General features: G+C 73.0%; 15 protein-coding genes, 1 tRNA gene and 1 pseudogene. 8 read left to right on the top strand and 9 right to left on the bottom strand.

All coding sequences use genetic code 11. The features are described 5' to 3' along the window. Positions 1 to 329: 329 nt before the first annotated feature. Entirely contained in the window at positions 330 to 1,817 is a 1,488-nt protein-coding gene (locus JK359_RS18000; protein WP_201836761.1) for an MFS transporter, read from the bottom strand. A 111-nt stretch (positions 1,818 to 1,928) separates the two neighbouring features. Between JK359_RS18000 and JK359_RS17995 the strand changes: the two genes are divergently transcribed. After that, positions 1,929 to 2,906, top strand: a complete 978-nt coding sequence (locus JK359_RS17995) for an Lrp/AsnC family transcriptional regulator (RefSeq protein WP_201836759.1) — start codon at positions 1,929 to 1,931, stop codon at positions 2,904 to 2,906. Between the two features lie 15 nt (positions 2,907 to 2,921). Here JK359_RS17995 and JK359_RS17990 read toward each other — a convergent pair whose 3' ends face one another. Then, positions 2,922 to 3,791: a LysR substrate-binding domain-containing protein gene (locus JK359_RS17990; RefSeq protein WP_201836756.1), complete on the bottom strand. Its 870-nt coding sequence runs from the start codon at positions 3,789 to 3,791 to the stop codon at positions 2,922 to 2,924. A gap of 169 nt (positions 3,792 to 3,960) precedes the next feature. Between JK359_RS17990 and JK359_RS17985 the strand changes: the two genes are divergently transcribed. Continuing rightward, complete coding sequence (locus JK359_RS17985; protein ID WP_201836754.1) at positions 3,961 to 4,980, top strand: bile acid:sodium symporter family protein; 1,020 nt, start codon at positions 3,961 to 3,963, stop codon at positions 4,978 to 4,980. Here JK359_RS17985 and JK359_RS17980 read toward each other — a convergent pair. After that, positions 4,927 to 6,807: a sialidase family protein gene (locus tag JK359_RS17980; protein WP_201836752.1), complete on the bottom strand. Its 1,881-nt coding sequence runs from the start codon at positions 6,805 to 6,807 to the stop codon at positions 4,927 to 4,929. The genes JK359_RS17985 and JK359_RS17980 overlap by 54 nt on opposite strands. Before the next feature lie 150 nt (positions 6,808 to 6,957). Then, positions 6,958 to 7,875 (bottom strand): quinone oxidoreductase family protein, encoded by a 918-nt coding sequence (locus tag JK359_RS17975; RefSeq protein ID WP_201836750.1) that lies wholly within the window; start codon positions 7,873 to 7,875, stop codon positions 6,958 to 6,960. A 128-nt stretch (positions 7,876 to 8,003) separates the two neighbouring features. Here JK359_RS17975 and JK359_RS17970 point away from each other — a divergent pair, with 128 nt between their 5' ends. Continuing rightward, positions 8,004 to 8,441: a MarR family winged helix-turn-helix transcriptional regulator gene (locus tag JK359_RS17970; protein ID WP_201836748.1), complete on the top strand. Its 438-nt coding sequence runs from the start codon at positions 8,004 to 8,006 to the stop codon at positions 8,439 to 8,441. Between the two features lie 19 nt (positions 8,442 to 8,460). Continuing rightward, complete coding sequence (locus tag JK359_RS17965; protein ID WP_201836746.1) at positions 8,461 to 8,988, top strand: isochorismatase family protein; 528 nt, start codon at positions 8,461 to 8,463, stop codon at positions 8,986 to 8,988. Positions 8,989 to 9,030: 42 nt separating this feature from the next. On the opposite strand, the gene fdhD is transcribed toward JK359_RS17965, so the two are convergent. Then, complete coding sequence (gene fdhD, locus JK359_RS17960) at positions 9,031 to 9,879, bottom strand: formate dehydrogenase accessory sulfurtransferase FdhD (protein WP_201836744.1); 849 nt, start codon at positions 9,877 to 9,879, stop codon at positions 9,031 to 9,033. A gap of 7 nt (positions 9,880 to 9,886) precedes the next feature. Further along, positions 9,887 to 10,060, bottom strand: a pseudogene (locus tag JK359_RS17955) (2Fe-2S iron-sulfur cluster-binding protein); the annotation flags it as partial. Between the two features lie 223 nt (positions 10,061 to 10,283). Between JK359_RS17955 and JK359_RS17950 the strand changes: the two are divergent. Then, positions 10,284 to 11,231, top strand: coding sequence for a beta-ketoacyl-ACP synthase III (locus JK359_RS17950; protein WP_201836742.1), 948 nt, complete (start codon positions 10,284 to 10,286; stop codon positions 11,229 to 11,231). A gap of 289 nt (positions 11,232 to 11,520) precedes the next feature. Continuing rightward, positions 11,521 to 12,198 carry a GntR family transcriptional regulator gene (locus JK359_RS17945; protein WP_201836741.1) on the top strand — a complete coding sequence of 226 codons (678 nt, stop codon included), beginning with the start codon at positions 11,521 to 11,523 and terminating at the stop codon, positions 12,196 to 12,198. 18 nt (positions 12,199 to 12,216) lie between these two features. On the opposite strand, the gene JK359_RS17940 is transcribed toward JK359_RS17945, so the two are convergent. Then, positions 12,217 to 13,491 (bottom strand): low temperature requirement protein A, encoded by a 1,275-nt coding sequence (locus JK359_RS17940; RefSeq protein ID WP_201836739.1) that lies wholly within the window; start codon positions 13,489 to 13,491, stop codon positions 12,217 to 12,219. A gap of 488 nt (positions 13,492 to 13,979) precedes the next feature. On the opposite strand from JK359_RS17940, the gene JK359_RS17935 reads away from it, so the two are divergent. Next, positions 13,980 to 14,067 (top strand) — tRNA-Leu (locus tag JK359_RS17935). Between the two features lie 109 nt (positions 14,068 to 14,176). Here JK359_RS17935 and JK359_RS17930 read toward each other — a convergent pair. Continuing rightward, complete coding sequence (locus JK359_RS17930; RefSeq protein WP_201836737.1) at positions 14,177 to 15,229, bottom strand: aldo/keto reductase; 1,053 nt, start codon at positions 15,227 to 15,229, stop codon at positions 14,177 to 14,179. Positions 15,230 to 15,426: 197 nt separating this feature from the next. Next, positions 15,427 to 15,981 carry an NIPSNAP family protein gene (locus tag JK359_RS17925; RefSeq protein WP_236678050.1) on the bottom strand — a complete coding sequence of 185 codons (555 nt, stop codon included), beginning with the start codon at positions 15,979 to 15,981 and terminating at the stop codon, positions 15,427 to 15,429. Here JK359_RS17925 and JK359_RS39165 point away from each other — a divergent pair. Beyond that, positions 15,974 to 16,108 (top strand): WCX domain-containing protein, encoded by a 135-nt coding sequence (locus tag JK359_RS39165; RefSeq protein WP_504739955.1) that lies wholly within the window; start codon positions 15,974 to 15,976, stop codon positions 16,106 to 16,108. The two genes, JK359_RS17925 and JK359_RS39165, sit on opposite strands and share 8 nt — an antisense overlap. Positions 16,109 to 16,154 lie beyond the last annotated feature (46 nt).

Below are 16,154 nucleotides of genomic sequence, written 5' to 3'. Positions count from 1 at the left end.
AGCTACCTCACGCGGCCGACGTGCGGGAGGGGTGCGGAAACCTAGCAAACCTCACGTTTTTCCCGGCCGCGTGCTGTGAAATGCCCGCACATGGGGAAGGGCCGGACACGATACTGACGGGTCAGTAAGTTTCGGTGCCGTAATCTCCACCGAATCTGTACGTGCCGGTTACCCCGGCCCGCCCCACGGGGCGGCCCCGCAGCTCCCGCTGCATGACCGCCCCGCACGCCCCGCAGCTCCCGCTGCGTGACCGTCCCGCGTGCGCCACACGCCTTGCTCGTGTGCTGCTCCGTGCTGCGCTGTGCCGCCCTGCGCGGCGGTTCCGTCGCTCAGGTGCGGACCGCTGCCGACTCCCCGGCCGGCGCACCGGAGGGCCGCCGGGGTGCCGGCCGGGCAGCCCGGACGAGCAGCAGCACCAGGGCGCCCGCGACCGTCCCGGCCAGGCCCGCCACCACCAGCGCGCCGTTGAGACCGGAGGCGAACGCGGCCCGCAGGGTGCGCTCCGGGAACCCGCCGCGCAGGTCCCCGGCACCCCCGCCCGCCAGCGCGTGCGCCGCGCCGCCCGGCAGCGCCCCGGACATCCGCGAGGTGAGCACGGTGCCGAAGACGGCCACGCCGAGCGCGTACCCGAGCTGCCGGACCGTGTTCACCGCCCCGCCCGCCATCCCGGAACGCTCCGCCGGTACCGCCGCCAGCGCCGCCCCCGCCACCGTCGGCGCCACGAACCCGGTGCCGACCCCGACCAGCACGAACCCGGGCACCAGGGCCGTCCAGCCCGAGCCCGCGTCCAGCACCGCCTGGCACAGGGTGCCCGCGGAGATCAGCAGCAGACCGCCGCCGACCGTCAGCCAGGCCGGCACCCCGTGCAGCAGGCGCCCCACCAGTACCGCGACCACCATGGACACCGTCGTCATCGGCAGCAGGGTCAGGCCGGCGCGCACCGGGGACAGGCCCAACAGCGTCTGCATCCAGATCGAGAGACAGGCGATGCCGCCGAACGCCACGCCGTTGAACGCGAACGAGCCCAGCATCACCCCGACGAACGCCGGCCGGCGCAGCAGCGACAGGTCCAGCAGCGGGTGCGCCACCCGCCGCTCCACCAGCACGAACACCGCCAGGGCGAGTGCGGCCGCGGTGAACGCCGCCGTCGTGGCGGGCGCCGTCCAGCCGTCCGTACCCGCGTGCACCACGGCGTACGTCGCGCCGCCCGCGAACGCCGCGAAGGCCGCCGTACCCGCCCAGTCGACGCTCCTTCCGCGCGGTCCGCGCGACTCGGGGACCATCCGCAGCGTCAGCCACACCGCGACGACGCTCACCGGCAGGTTCACGAAGAAGATCCACCGCCACCCCGGGCCCTCGGTGATCAGGCCGCCCAGCACCGGTCCGACCGCCGCGGCCCCGCCGCTGACCGCCCCCCACACCCCGAGGGCCGCCGACCGCTGCCGGCCCTGGTAGGCGGAGGCCAGCAGCGGCAGCGTCGTGGCGAACATCGCCGCCCCGCCGATCCCCTGCAGCACCCGCGCCGCCACCAGCGTCCCCGGCCCCGAGGCCAGCCCGCACAGCAGACTGGCCGCCGCGAAAATCACCACGCCGCCCACATGGGTCCGGCGCCGGCCCAGGATGTCCGCCGCCGCGCCCAGTCCGAGCAGCAGCGCCGCCAGCGCCAGCGCATATCCGTCGACCACCCACTGCAGATCGCCCAGCGACGCGTGCAGCGAGCCCGCCACGTCCGGCAGCGCGACCACCACGATCGTCACGTCCAGCAGCAGCATGAACGTGCCCAGGCACACGGCCGTGAGCGTCCCCCAGGTACGCATGTCCTCAACTCCCCTTCACCGACGAGTGCGTATCGCTGCGTACGATGGCGGCGCGCCGGCCGATCGGACGCCCCACCCCGGGACGGCCGACGGAATCCGATGGGGGAGAGCATGCTGCGGATGGAATCCGACACCTTCGATCTTCTGGATCTCCAGCTCCTCTCGGCCCTGGAGATCGACGGCCGGGCTCCCTTCAGCCGGATCGCCGCCGTCCTCGGCGTCTCCGACCAGACCGTCGCCCGCCGCTACCGCCGCCTGTGCGCCGAGGGCGGCCTCCGCGTCGTCGTCCTGCGGGACGCCGTGCGCCTCGGGCAGGACCAGTGGATGCTCCGCCTGCGCTGTGCCCCCGACGGCGCCGCCGTCATCGCCGACGCACTCGCCCGGCGCCCCGACACCCACTGGATCGGGCTGGCCTCCGGCGGCACCGAGATCGCCTGCATGACCCGGCCGCGCAACCCCGGCGAGCACGACGACCTGCTGCTCGGCAAGCTGCCCCGCACCCCGAGCGTCGTCGAGATCCGCGCCCTGCAGCTCCTGCACCGCTTCTACGGCGGCCCTGTCGGCTGGCTGCCGAAGTTCCGGGCGCTCGACGAGGACCAGGTCGCCGCCCTGCGCCCCCGGTACCCCGAGCCCGGACCGGCCCGCCTGGAGCCCGAGGACGCCCCGCTGCTCGCCGTCCTGGAACGCGACGGCCGGGCCACCTATCCCGAACTCCAGCGCGCCACCGGCCGCTCCGAGTCCGCGGTCAAACGCCGCCTGTCCGCCCTGCTGGCCTCCGGCGCGGTGTACGTCGACATCGAGTACGACTCCGAGATCCTCGGCTACCCCAGGGCGGCCATCCTGTGGATCACGACGGCCCCGGGTGCCCTGGACGCCGTCGGCCGGACCCTCGCCGCTCATGACGAGGTCGCCTTCGCGTCCGCCACGGCCGGACCTTCCCACATCGTCGTCACCGTCGTCGTCCGCGACACCGCGGCCCTGTACGCCTACCTGAGCGGCCCCCTGGGCCACCTGGAAGGCGTACAGCACGTGGAGGCGACACCCTTCCTGCGGCGGGTGAAGCAGCTGACGTACCGCCCGGCACGGTGAGAGCGGGCCGGTGCGTCAGCCGCTGCTGCGCCGCAGCCGCTCACCACCCGCCAGGATCGCCGCCGCCAGCGCGTCCGCGGCGCCCCCGGCCGGGCCCCTGCGGTGTCCGTGGACGAGGACGAAGTCGGTCCTGCCGAGGTCGGGCAGGCCGGCCCGCTCCGGCAGCCGGAACAGCCCCGGCGGGATCAGCCGGCGCGAGTGGGCCATCACCCCGAGACCGGCCCGGGCCGCGGCGACGAGCCCGTTGAGGCTGCCGCTGGTGCACACGATCCGCCACTGACGGCCCTGCCGCTCCAGCACCTCCAGCGCGCGGGCCCGGGTGATGCCGGGGGGCGGGTACACGATGAGCGGGACCGGCCGGTCGGGCACCAGCCGCAGCCGCTCGGCGCCGATCCACACCAGGTCGTCGCGCCACACCAGCTCCCCGCGGGGGTCCCCCGGGAGCCGCTTGGCCAGCACCAGGTCGAGCTTCCCGGCGGCCAGCTGCTCGTGCAGGGTGCCGGACAGCTCCACGGTCAGCTCCAGGTCGACCTCGGGGTGGTCGTAGCGGAACCCCTCCAGGATCTCCGGCAGCCGCGTCAGCACGAAGTCCTCCGAAGCACCGAAACGCAGCCGGCCCCGCACGCGCGTGCCGGTGAAGTACGCCGTCGCCTGTTCGTGGACCTCCAGCATCCGGCGGGCGAAGCCCAGCATGGCCTCGCCGTCCTCGGTCAGCTCCACCGAATGGGTGTCCCGTGCGAACAGCTGCCGGCCGGCCGCGCCCTCCAGCCGGCGCACGTGCTGGCTGACCGTCGACTGGCGCAGCCCCAGCCGCCGGGCGGCCTGCGTGAAGCTCAGCGTCTGGGCGACCGCCAGAAAGGTGCGCAGCTGCGTGGGCTCGTACACGCCACCGAGACTACCTCCGTTATCGCGTAACGTGATGGCAGTCAGAGCGGCGTACGGGATTCCCGATCGGTGCCCAGGAGAGGACGATGGAGGGGGGGCCTGTGGGCCCGGACCGGATGACACGCACAGCAATCGGAGCACCGTGAAACGCCTGCGCTGGCCGAGTTGGATGCCGATCGACCCGTACGTCATGCTGTTGCTCGGGACGGTGGGCCTCGCCGCACTCCTGCCGGCCGACGGCACGTCCGCCGACGTGGTCTCGGGTGCCTCCACGGCCGCCATCGCGTTTCTCTTCTTCCTCTACGGCGTCCGGCTGTCCACCCGCGAGGCGCTGGACGGACTGAAGCACTGGCGGCTCCACATCACCGTGCTGGCCTGCACCTTCGTCGTCTTCCCGGTGTTCGGGATCGCCGCCCGCGGTCTGGAGCCGGTGCTGCTGACCCAGCCCCTGTACCAGGGCCTGCTGTTCCTGACGCTGGTGCCGTCCACGATCCAGTCGTCCATCGCGTTCACCTCGATCGCCCGCGGGAACGTGCCCGCCGCGATCTGTGCCGGGTCCTTCTCCTCCCTCGTCGGCATCGTCGTCACCCCGCTGCTCGCGGCGGGGCTGCTCGGGGGCGACGCGGTCGGCTTCTCCACCGACTCGGTGGTGAAGATCGTGTTCCAGCTGCTGGTGCCCTTCGTCGCCGGTCAGCTGCTGCGGAGGTGGGTCGGCGGGTTCGTCACCCGGCACAAGAGGATCCTCGGGCCGGTCGACCGCGGTTCCATCCTGCTGGTCGTCTACACCGCCTTCAGTGAGGGGATGAACCAGGGCATATGGCACCAGGTCAGCCCCGTCCGGCTGGTCGGACTGCTCGGTGTCGAGGCAGTCCTGCTGGCCGTGATGCTGGTCCTGACCTGGTACGGCGGCAAGGCGCTCGGCTTCGGCCGGGAGGACCGGATCGCCATCCAGTTCGCCGGGTCGAAGAAGTCCCTCGCCTCCGGGCTCCCCATGGCGAGCGTCCTCTTCGGCAGCCACGCCTCGCTGGCCGTCCTGCCGCTGATGCTCTTCCACCAGATGCAGCTGATGGTGTGCGCGGTCATCGCCAAGCGCCGCGCCCGCGACCCGGAGCCGGCCGCGGGCGCGCCCGACGGCTCAGCCGCCGCTCACCCGGTCCAGGGGCAGCCACAGGACCGTGTCCTGAGGTGACCGCAGCACGTCCGGGTCCGCCAGCTCCTCGTCGGTCAGTGCCCGGTCCCAGACCCGGACCTCGTCCAGCGTGCCGGTGAAGAAGGCACGGCTGTCCATCCGCTGACCGACGTGGACACCGAAGGGCGAGTTACGGCTGACCGTGCCCGTCACGTCGGCGGCAGAGGTCTGGGCACCGTCGACAGCCAGGGAAAGCCGGCCTCCGCCGCGCCGGAGCACGGCGTGGTGCCACCGGCCGTCGTTGTGGGCGGTGGCCGTGCGCACGTAGGCCGACTGCGGGGGAGCGGCTCCGTTGCGCACCGTGATCAGGCCTTGGACCCGGTTGTTCGCCGGCTCCCCGCGCAGCCACACCTGCGGCTGGCTGGTGCCGGTCCCGCCCATCCACAGGAACGGCTGCTCCCCGGACGTCGCCGTGTACCGGAACCACAGCGACACCGTGAAGTCCTTCGTGCCCAGCGGGAGCGAGGACCGGTACGGCAGGCGCACGGCGTCGTCGGTGCCGTCGAACGCGAGCGCCCCGCGGGTCACCCCGTCGGTCTCCTCCGCGTCGCCGAGCACCGCGGCGTCCGGGGCGTGCCGGGCGCGGTCGGGGGTGACCGGGTCGGGGCCGCGGGGCGGGGTCAGCCAGTCCTCGGTGAAGCGGGCGAAGCGGATCTCGTCGCGCGCGTCCACCGCACCGCCCTCGTACATCAGGCCCACCGTGCCGGAGCCGAGGCGCACCAGGTCGGAGTAGCCGGACCAGTCCGTGGTGACGACCGTGCCGCGGTCGACGCTGTCCCAGGTCCGGCCGCCGTCGTAGGAGGAGCGGATCATCATCGTGCGGCGCCGGTCGGGGTCGCCGGGGCAGGCCAGCAGGAGCCGGTCGCCCAGGCGCAGCATCGAGCCCTGCACCTGCGGCGTGTACAGACCGGGCAGGTCGCGGAACGGGGCGGTGAAGCTGCCGCCGCCGTCGCGGCTGACCGCCTGGGTGCGGTGGCCGAGGTCCGTGCCGTCCTGCTCCCGGCCGCTGACCAGGACCGTGCCGTCGTCGCGCTCGACGAGGGTGACTTCCGACGGCTTCTGCCGGAAGGTGCCGTCGCCGGCGATGGGCCAGCTGTCGGTGGCGCCGATCCGCCAGTGGCCGCCGTGGTCGTCGCTGACGATCAGGGCCGCGTGGTTGGCGGTGACCCTGCTGCCGTTCCAGGTCTCGGTGTTGACCCCGAAGACCAGCCGCCCTTCGTGGCGGCCCCGGGTGAGCTGGATGCCGTGCACGGGCCCGGTCGCGTACCAGGAGTTCCAGTCGGGGGGCAGGATCTCGGGGCTCAGGTCGCGCGGCTGCGACCAGGTCCGGCCGTCGTCGTCGCTGTACTGCAGATGGGGGGTGCGGTCGCACGGGACCGCACAACTGGCGCTGTCCGTACGGCCCGTGTTGTACGTCTCCGCGAGCCAGATCCGGCCGGTGTCGCGGTCCACGACCGGCGCCGGGTTGCCGTGGGTGTCGCCGGCGCCCTCGTTGACGACCTGCAACGGGCCCCAGGTGCGGCCGCCGTCGGTGGAGCGCTTGAGCACCAGGTCGATGTCGGCGGCGTCACCGCAGTTGAGGACCCGGCCCTCGGCGAACGCCAGCAGGGTGCCGTCGGCCGACCGGACGATCGCCGGGATGCGGAAGCAGGCGTACCCCGGGTCCTGGGACGCCTTGAAGAGGATCTGCTGCTCGAACGCCGGCGCGTCGGTGGCCGGCCGGGCGTGGGCCGAGTGGGGGGACACGAGCGGCAGCGCGACCAGCGCCGCCGCCGTGAGGGCGGTTGACAGTGCGGATCTGAGACGGGCGCGAAGACCTGACGGCATGGAGCGACCTGCCCTTCGTCGGCCGGGCATCTGGACATCCGGACATCCCATGTCCAACGTGCGCTCCAACGAAGGTAGTTGGGGCCCGGGCACCTCACAAGAAGCGTGCAGAGCATGAAGCCCGCCCGGCCCGGAGGGGAAGGTGCGGATTCAGGGGCGCAGGACGACCTTGCCGAGGTTGGCCCGCCGCTCGATCGCCGCGTGCGCCTCCGCCGCGTCCTCCAGCGCGAACTCGCCGTGCACGGCGGGCCGTACGCTGCCGTCGGCGAACCGCCGCCACAGCTCCTGCCGCCACCGCTCGTACAGCTCCGGCCGGCCGGTGGCGATCAGCCTCATCTGGAAGCCGATCACCGACTTCGCCCCCACCAGCAGGTCGTACGCCCGGACCGTGCCACCGCCCGAACTGTAGGCGACCAGGCGGCCGTAGGGGGCGAGGGCGGCCAGGGCGGGCGTGAGCAGGTCGCCGCCGACCGCGTCCAGCACGCAGTCGACCGGTTCCCCCCAGCTGTCGTCGCCGTAGTGCACGCAGTCGTCCGCTCCCAGTGAGCGGACGAAGTCCGCCTTGGCCGGGTCGGACACCGCGCCCACCACCCGGCCCGCGCCCCGCGCCCGTGCCAGCTGCACCGCGAGATGCCCGGCCGCGCTCGCCGCGGCCGTGACCAGCACCGACTCGCCCGGTTCGGGCCGTGCCGCCGCCAGCGCGCCAAGTGCCACCAGCCCGGCGCACACCAGTGCGACCGCGTCGACGGCGGTGGCCTCGTCGGGCACCGGCGAGGCCATGCCCTCGTGCAGCAGGGCGAAGTCGGCGTAGCCGTGGCCGAAGCAGAGCCCGGTGACGCGGTCACCGGTCCGGAAGTGGGTCACGCCCTCGCCGACCGCCACCACCTCGCCGGCGATCTCCCCGCCCAGGGCGATCGGCTCGGCGGCCTCGGCGACCTTACGGACGACGGGCAGGGTGACGCCGACCGCCTCACAGCGCACCAGCAGTTCGCCGGCGCCGGGCTCGGGGACCGGCGCCTCCTCCAGGAACAGCGGGCCACCGGCGGACTCGTACCGGACACGACGCATCGGACACCTCCAGGGCCGGGCACGCCCGGCGGAAAGAATCGTTGGGAGGACCCACGAATTCGTGGGGAAGCCCAACGGTAGGCAACTTTCGTTGGGAAGTCCAATGATTCTTCGGTTAGGCTGCCGGTATGGCCGAAGCACCCCTGCCCGCGATCCGTTCCCTGCCCAGCTGGCTCCTCGGCCGGGCCGCCGCGCGGGGCCGCACCCTGGTCGCCGACGCCCTCGCCGCGGAGGGCCTCAAGATGTGGCACCACGTCGTCCTGTCCGCGGTGCACGACCTCGCGCCCGTCGCCCAGGCCGACCTCGGCCGCAGCGTGCACCTCGACCCCAAGGACCTGGTCGGCGTCCTGAACGACCTGCAGTCGGGCGGCTTCGTCGACCGCGCCCCGGACCCCCGCGACCGGCGCAAGAACGCCGTCACCCTGACCGGCGACGGCGCCCGGCTCCTGGCACGCTGCGAGAAGGCCGCCCGCGCCGCCAACGACGAACTCCTCGCCCCCCTTTCGGCCGCCGAACGCGATCAGTTCATGGGCCTGTTGATCCGGATCTCCGGCACGGACGGCTGACGGCGGCTAACGTTCCGTCATGACCGCAGCTCCCGTGCTCGATCCGCAGCGCACCGCCCTGATCCTCGTCGACCTGATGGAACGCATCGTCGCGCTGCCCCTGGAACCCCGCAAAGGCACCGAAGTGCTCGCGACGGCCGACGAGCTGGCGCGCGCCTTCCGCAGCGCCGGCGCCCTCGTCGTCCTGGTGCGGGTCGAGCGCCCCGCCGTCGCCGAACAGCCGCCCGGCAGCGGGCTGGTGCCCGGCCTGCTCCGGGACGGCGATCTTGAGGTGGTCAAGCGGACCATCGGCGCCTTCCAGGGCACAGGCCTCGACGAGCGGCTGCGCGAACGAGGCGTCACCACCCTGGTGTTCGGAGGCATCGCCACCAACCTCGGGGTGGAGTCCACCGCCCGCGCCGCCGCCGACCTCGGCTACGACCTGGTCTTCGCCGAGGACACCATGGCCGCGTTCACCGCCGCCGAGCACGAGGCGACGGTACGGCTCGACTTCCCCCGGCTGGGCACCGTCGTCACCGCCTCCCGGCTGCGCTTCGGCACGGGCTGACACCCGCACCGGCGCCCCGCCGCCGCTGCCGCGGGGAGCCGGTCAGTCCTGGGCGGCCGCCTCCCGCAGGGCTATCCGGTGCTCACCCGCGTACACGTTCATGGAACTGCCCCGCAGGAAGCCCACCAGGGTCAGCCCGGTCTCGGCGGCCAGGTCCACCGCCAGCGACGACGGCGCCGACACCGCGGCCAGGACCGGGATGCCCGCCATGACCGCCTTCTGCGCCAGCTCGAACGAGGCCCGGCCGGAGACCATGAGGATCGTCCGGGACAGCGGCAGGTCCCCGTTCTGCAGCGCCCGCCCGACCAGCTTGTCGACGGCGTTGTGCCGGCCCACGTCCTCCCGGGTGTCCAGCAGCTCGCCCCCCTCGCTGAACAGGGCCGCCGCGTGCAGGCCGCCGGTCCGGTCGAAGACGCGCTGGGCCGCACGCAGCCGGTCGGGGAGACTCGCCAGCAGACCGGGGGTGATCCGCAGCGGGGGAGTGTCCGCGATGGGCCAGCGCGCGGTCGTGCGGACGGCGTCCAGGCTGGCCTTGCCGCACAGCCCGCACGAGGACGAGGTGTAGACGTTCCGTTCCAGGGTGAAGTCGGGCAGCGCGACGTCCGGCGCGGTCTTCACGTCGACCACGTTGTAGGTGTTGTGACCGTCCGCCGTGGCCCCCGCGCAGTACACGATGTTCTGCAGCTCGGCCGCCGTCGCCAGGACGCCCTCGCTCACCAGGAACCCCGCCGCCAGCGCGAAGTCGTCCCCGGGGGTGCGCATGGTGATCGCGAGCGGCTTGCCGTTCAGCCGGATCTCCAGGGGCTCCTCGGCGACGAGCGTGTCCGGCCGGGTGGAGACCTCCCCGTCCCGGATGCGCAGGACCTTGCGGCGTTCCGTGACTCGTCCCATGTTCTGATCAGCCCCGGTTCTGTACGTGCTGGTAGCCGAAACGGCCCTTGGTGCGGAGGTTGCCGTGGGTCACCGCATTGTCGTGCGGAGAGGTGACCTCGACGATCTCATTGTCCTGCACGTGCAGGGCGAGGGTGCAGCCCACTCCGCGGTACGCGCGCACCGTGCTCGTCCCGGTCTGCCGAAGCCGCAGCGCGGGCGGAGCACCGTACGAGGTACGGCCGTGAGCCCGGTGAGCCCGGTCAGCCCGATGAGCCCGGTGGGACGCGTGTCGCGACCGGCGCTCTGATGGGGAGCCGACAATCCCGGCGCCCGATTCCTGTGGCTTCACCTGCCGTCGTACCCGCGAGTCACTGATCAGACTGAGGGATCCCGCTACCACGGCAACGAGGGGGATCCCCGGCATGAACGGCTCGCGCATCGCCGCCATCGGTCACTACCAGCCCGCCAAGGTGCTCACCAACGAAGCCCTGGCCGGCATGGTGGACACCAGCGACGAGTGGATCCGCAGCCGGGTGGGCATCCACACCCGGCACATCGCCGGCCCCGACGAACCCGTCGACGAGCTGGCCGCGCACGCCGCCGCCAAGGCCCTGGCCGCGGCGGGCCTGGCCCCCCACGACATCGACCTGGTCCTGGTCGCCACCTCCACCGCCATCGACCGCTCCCCGAACACCGCCGCACGGGTCGCGGCCCGGCTCGGCGTGCCGCAGCCCGCGGCCATGGACGTGAACGTGGTGTGCGCCGGCTTCACCCACGCGCTGGCCACCGCCGACCACACCGTCCGCGCCGGGGCGGCCACCCGCGCCCTGGTCGTCGGCGCCGACAAGATGTCCGACGTCACCGACTGGACCGACCGCACCACCTGTGTCCTCGTCGGCGACGGCGCCGGCGCCGCCGTGGTCGAGGCCTGCCCGCCGGGGGAGGAGCCCGGGATCGGCCCGGTGCTGTGGGGGTCGGTGCCGGAGATGGGGCACGCCGTACGGATCGAGGGCACGCCGCCGCGGTTCGCCCAGGAGGGACAGAGCGTCTACCGGTGGGCCACCACCCAGCTGCCCGCCATCGCCCGCCGCGCCTGCGAGAAGGCCCAGGTGGCACCCGAGGAACTGGCCGGGGTCGTCCTCCACCAGGCCAACCTGCGCATCATCGAACCGCTGGCCGAGAAGCTCGGCGCCGTCAACGCGGTCGTCGCCCGCGACGTCATCGAGTCCGGCAACACCTCGGCCGCCAGCATCCCGCTCGCCTTCTCCAAGCTGGTCGAACGAGGAGCGCTGCGCGCCGGCGACCCCGTGCTGCTGTTCGGCTTCGGCGGCAACCTGTCGTACGCCGGGCAGGTCGTGCGCTGCCCGTGAGGCGTCGCCGGGGTTCGACCGTCGCCATGGTGGGCCTGAGGCGTCGCCATGGTGGGCCTGAGGCGTCGCCGGGGCTAGACCGTCGCCATCGTGGGCCTGAGGCGTCGCCGGGGTTCGACCGTCGCCATCGTGGGCCTGAGACGTCGCAGGGGCTCGACCGCGCCATCGCGGGTCTGGCGCCGGCTCCCCGTGCGCCCGGTCCGTGGATCCTGCGCACCGTAGACTGTGGACACGAGCAGATGCTGAGCGTCCAGCGCCTACGCGTTCCGAATGCCCAGGAAGGACCGCGATGTGGTCGACCGGACTGCCGCAGGGGGCGGTGCCCAGGCTCGAACGGCCCGGCCCGCTGCGCGAGCGCGTGTACGAGGCGCTGCTGGAACTCATCACCACCCGCGCCCTCCAGCCGGGCCAGCACCTCGTGGAGAGCGAACTCGCGGGGCACCTCGGCGTCTCCCGGCAGCCCGTGCGCGAGGCACTGCAGCGGCTCAACACCGAGGGCTGGGTCGATCTGCGCCCCGCCCAGGGCGCGTTCGTGCACGAGCCCGCCGAGGAGGAGGCCGACCAGCTGCTCACCGTCCGCACGCTGCTGGAGGCGGAGGCGGCCCGGCTGGCCGCCGCCCACGCGGGCAGCCCCGGCATCGCCGCCCTCGAGGAGCTGTGCGCCGAGGGCGAGAAGGCGGTGGCCGCCGAGGACGTGGACGCCGCGGTCGCCCTCAACGCGGCCTTCCACGCCAAGGTGATGGAACTGGCCGGCAACACGGTCCTCGCCGAACTCGCCGCCCAGGTGGAGCGGCGGGTCCGCTGGTACTACACGCCGGTGGCCCGGCAGCGCGGCCGTCAGTCATGGACCGAGCACCGCGAGCTGATCACCGCGCTCGCCGACCGGGACGAGCAGCGTGCCATGCGTCTGATGCGCGAACACACCGAGCACACCCGGCGGTCGTACCACGACCGCCCCGAGGCCTGAGCGTCTGAACACCCCCGGCTAGCCGCCGGCCCGCTCCCGGGCCGGGGACGGCGTCGTGCACCACCGCGCCTCCACCGCCAGCATGACCGTCAGCAGCGCCACCAGGGCCAGCAGTTCGGCGTACGCGGGCAGCAGGGTGCCCGGCAGGGCGGTCAGCAGGGCCACCGGAGCCGCGGCGGCGCGGAAGCGGACCGGGCGCAGGCCGAGGGTCCGCCGGAACACCGCGTCACCCGCCAGGAACAGGGCCACACCGCCCGCCAGCGCCAGCGCCGGGCCCCGGTGCGGGTGGTCGCCGAGGTGCCCCAGGGTCTTCTTCACCCCGGCGGCCAGATAGACGATGCCCAGCAGCATCGGCAGGAAGGCGTAGTAGTAGGCGTTCATCGCCAGCCGCCAGCGCTGCGGTGCCGCGGTCGCGCGGAACACGGACTCGGCGGCCTCCTCGTCCCGCACGAAGTACGTCCACCACAGCGCGACCGCCAGTGCCAGCGCGAGGAACGCCCCGCTGAACAGCCCCGCCGTGAGCGGCAGATCACCGATGCCGACACCGATGGAGATCACCGACTCGCCGAACGCGATGATCAGCAGCAGCCCGTGCCGCTCCACGAAGTGCGCCGGGTCCAGGGCGCCCAGCTGCACCCGGAGCGTGGCCGCGCTGCGCCCGTCCCTGCGGCCGGGACCGTGCTCGGCGACGAAGGGGGTGACGAACTGCAGGGCGATCGCGAGCAGCCACAGTCCGTCCGCCGCGAGGCCGCCGGTGGCGCCCGCGGCCGTCACGGCCAGGGCGGCCGACGCGTTCGGGACGCCGTACCAGACGGAGTCCCAGCCGTGGCTGCGTGTGTACAGCACGGTGTGCACGATCACCACGAGCAGGAGCCCCAGACCGAAGACCACCCCGGTGTCCTCGAAGACGCGGGGTATCGCGAGCGCGCACACCAGGAAGGCCCCCATGCCGAGCATCAGGAGCAGCCGCCGGGACGGGCGGTCGGGCGGCACCTGGTTGGTGAGGTAGGCGTACGCGCCGTACATCCAGAACAGGACGACGAGGATCAGCGCCACCCGCCCGGCCGTGGCGAACGACAGGTCGTGCGCCAGCAGGACGGTGAGCTGGGTCAGCGTGAAGACGAAGACCAGGTCGAAGAAGAGTTCCAGGGTGGTGACCCGGCGCCCCGGCTCCTCGCTCCGGCCCGCCGGTTCCTCGGCCCGGCGCCCGGGTTCCTCGCTCCGGCCCGCGGGCTCCTCGTCACGGCTGCCCGTACGGGCCGGTCTCTGGGCGGGCTCGGCGTCCTTGTGCATGCGATGTTCCCCCTCCGGTGATCCGTGACCAGATCGTAGAGGGGGACGGCGGGGAGACCGCGGGGAGTCGGGGCGCGCGGTCAGGCGGCCGATTGCCGTTCGGCGGCCCCGCATCCGCATCCGCTGCCCGCCGTGCCACAGCCGCCGCCGCATCCGCTGCCGTCGTGCCGCATCCGCATCCGCATCCGCATCCGCATCCGCTGCCGTCATGCCGCCGGCCGCCGGACTCCTCGAGCCCGGCACGGCGTACGCCGGCGCCTGGCAGCGGTGCCTCGCCGTCGCGCCGGAGGCCGTCTCGCGCCTTTGCGTGATCTTCTACGCACCGTAGGCAGAATCTTGCAGACTGCATACGGTCGCCAATCGGCTGCCCGACGCGCCCCCAGGCCGCCGCCCGGCCGACGGATACGCAGGTGAAACGCGCTCCGAAACCTTGGTATTGTTGTGCATGTCGCCGCGGGGAACACCCCGCGCAAGGCGACAGACACCTAGTCCGGGTGGCGGAATGGCAGACGCGCTAGCTTGAGGTGCTAGTGCCCTTTATCGGGCGTGGGGGTTCAAGTCCCCCCTCGGACACCAGCAGGAACGTTTGCGAATGCGTTCGTGTGCCTCTGGAATGCCGGTCGAGTCATGAGACTCGCCGGCATTTCGTCGTTGTCGCCCGCTCCCGGCCCGGCCGTCGGCGGGCTCAGTCCGCGACGGCCCGCTCGCCGGACGGGCGGCGGCGGTGGGCGGGCTCGGTCAGAGACGTCGGCTGCCAGACGCCGTCGGCCTGATAGAGGTCGGTGCCGGGAGCCACGATCTCGTCGATGCGGTCGAGCACCGCGTCCTCGAGCAGCAGGTCGGCTCCCCCGAGCAGCGAATTGAGCTGCTCCATGGTGCGCGGACCGATGATCACGGACGTGACCGCCGGATGGACCAGCGGAAAGGCGACGGCCAGTTCCGGCAGGGTGCGGCCCGTCTCCTCGGCCAGAGCGATGAGCTGCTCGACCGCGGCGAACTTCGCGGCGTTGCCCGGGAGGGCGGGGTCGAAGCGGTGCGGGGTGCGCTTGGCGCGGCCGCCGGTGAGGTCGACGGGCCGCCCCTGGCGGTAGGCGCCGGACAGGAAACCCGAGGCGAGCGGCGACCAGGTCAGCACTCCCATGCCGAGGCGCTGCGCGGTGGGCAGGACGGACCGTTCGACACCGCGGGCGAGGATCGAGTACGGCGGCTGCTCCGTACGCATTCGCATCAGTCCGCGCCGCTCCGCCACGTGGTGGGCCTCCACGAGATCCTCGGCCGGGAACGTGGAGCAGCCGAACGCCCGGATCTTGCCCGCCCGCACCAGATCGCCGAGGACCGACAGCGTCTCCTCGATGTCGGTGGTGTGGTCGGGCCGGTGCACCTGGTAGAGATCGATCCAGTCCGTGTCCAGGCGCCGCAGACTGTCCTCGACGGCCCGCAGGATCCAACGGCGCGAGTTGCCGCTGCGGTTGCGTCCGCCACCCAGCGGAAAGTGCACCTTCGTGGCGAGCACGACGTCGTCCCGCCTGCCCTTGAGTGCCTTGCCGACGATCTCCTCGCATTCGCCGGCCGAGTACATGTCGGCGGTGTCCACGAAGTTGATGCCGGCGTCGAGCGCGGCGTGGATGATGCGCGCGCCGTCCTCGTGGTCGGGGTTGCCGGAGGATCCGAACATCATCGTGCCCAGGCAGTGGGTGCTGACCTCGATGCCGGTCTTGCCGAGGACGCGATAGCGCATACCGGTGCTCCGTCACAGGTGGAGGGGTTGAAGTGGCGGCGTCAGTCTAGGAGTTGGAGTGCGCTCGACGGGAAGGGCAAGCTCGGCCGAGTGCTGCTCCGGGCGAGTCCGGCTTCGGCCGAGGCCGACTCTGGGCGAGTGCGGTTTCGGCCGAGGCCGACTCTGGGCGAGTGCGGTTTCGGCCCAGTCGTCCCCGGTCAAGGCGTCACGGACTCCAGCCGCAGCCGCTGGGCCGGCCAGGGCGGTGGCTCGGACGGTCCGAACCAGACCCGGACGTCCTCACCGGTGCGGACGGGCAGGCGGGGGAAGTCGTTCTCGGCGTGCTCGGTGCGGTGCAGCGCATGGCCCGGGCCCAGATGCCGGGCGGCGTACGCCGCGAAGGCGGCCGCGTCGGACGGATGGCAGATCGTCGTGACCACCTCGCGGGTGCCCGGCTGCGGTGCGAAGCCAGGACCCCGCAGCAGCAGGACGTCGTCGCTGTCGACCATGGTGGCGTTGGCCGCGTCGCGGTGCCTCCGCCAGACCGGGCCGGTGTAAAACGCCTCCAGCGCCCGCCGGCGGTGCGCCATGTCGGGAAAGGCGCGCAGCCAGACGAAGCGGTCCGGGTCGTCCAGGTCCCGGAACCGGCCGCCGACCGTGATGCCGGCCGCCTGCTGCCCGGTCACGAACTCCCGCTCGAACAGCTCGACCAGCGTCTCCCGGGCCCCCGGCCGCAGGGTGTACTGCCGGAGTTCGACGATCCGGGTGCCCATCGAGTCGATCGACCACGCCCACGGCGAGTTCCTCCGGCTGGGCGGCGACGTCGAGGTCCTGGCACCGCCCGAACTCCGCACCCGCATCGCAGGAACGGTACGGACACTCGCCGCCCGTTACGGATGACCGCCGCGGAAAATCGCATGCCCCCGCCCGACCGCCCTGCCTAGAC

This window comes from Streptomyces actinomycinicus, from assembly GCF_016741775.1.
Taxonomy (GTDB): domain Bacteria; phylum Actinomycetota; class Actinomycetes; order Streptomycetales; family Streptomycetaceae; genus Streptomyces; species Streptomyces actinomycinicus.
Note: the sequence above shows the minus strand (reverse complement) of the source record. Positions and strands in the feature narration are given on the sequence as shown.

Coding starts and splice junctions, on each gene's coding strand:
- JK359_RS18000 (WP_201836761.1), bottom strand. CDS start 1,817: ATGCGTACCTGGGGGACGCTCACGGCCGTGTGCCTGGGCACGTTCATG.
- JK359_RS17995 (WP_201836759.1), top strand. CDS start 1,929: ATGCTGCGGATGGAATCCGACACCTTCGATCTTCTGGATCTCCAGCTC.
- JK359_RS17985 (WP_201836754.1), top strand. CDS start 3,961: ATGCCGATCGACCCGTACGTCATGCTGTTGCTCGGGACGGTGGGCCTC.
- JK359_RS17980 (WP_201836752.1), bottom strand. CDS start 6,807: ATGCCGTCAGGTCTTCGCGCCCGTCTCAGATCCGCACTGTCAACCGCC.
- JK359_RS17975 (WP_201836750.1), bottom strand. CDS start 7,875: ATGCGTCGTGTCCGGTACGAGTCCGCCGGTGGCCCGCTGTTCCTGGAG.
- JK359_RS17970 (WP_201836748.1), top strand. CDS start 8,004: ATGGCCGAAGCACCCCTGCCCGCGATCCGTTCCCTGCCCAGCTGGCTC.
- JK359_RS17965 (WP_201836746.1), top strand. CDS start 8,461: ATGACCGCAGCTCCCGTGCTCGATCCGCAGCGCACCGCCCTGATCCTC.
- fdhD (WP_201836744.1), bottom strand. CDS start 9,879: ATGGGACGAGTCACGGAACGCCGCAAGGTCCTGCGCATCCGGGACGGG.
- JK359_RS17950 (WP_201836742.1), top strand. CDS start 10,284: ATGAACGGCTCGCGCATCGCCGCCATCGGTCACTACCAGCCCGCCAAG.
- JK359_RS17945 (WP_201836741.1), top strand. CDS start 11,521: ATGTGGTCGACCGGACTGCCGCAGGGGGCGGTGCCCAGGCTCGAACGG.
- JK359_RS17940 (WP_201836739.1), bottom strand. CDS start 13,491: ATGCACAAGGACGCCGAGCCCGCCCAGAGACCGGCCCGTACGGGCAGC.
- JK359_RS17930 (WP_201836737.1), bottom strand. CDS start 15,229: ATGCGCTATCGCGTCCTCGGCAAGACCGGCATCGAGGTCAGCACCCAC.
- JK359_RS17925 (WP_236678050.1), bottom strand. CDS start 15,981: ATGGGCACCCGGATCGTCGAACTCCGGCAGTACACCCTGCGGCCGGGG.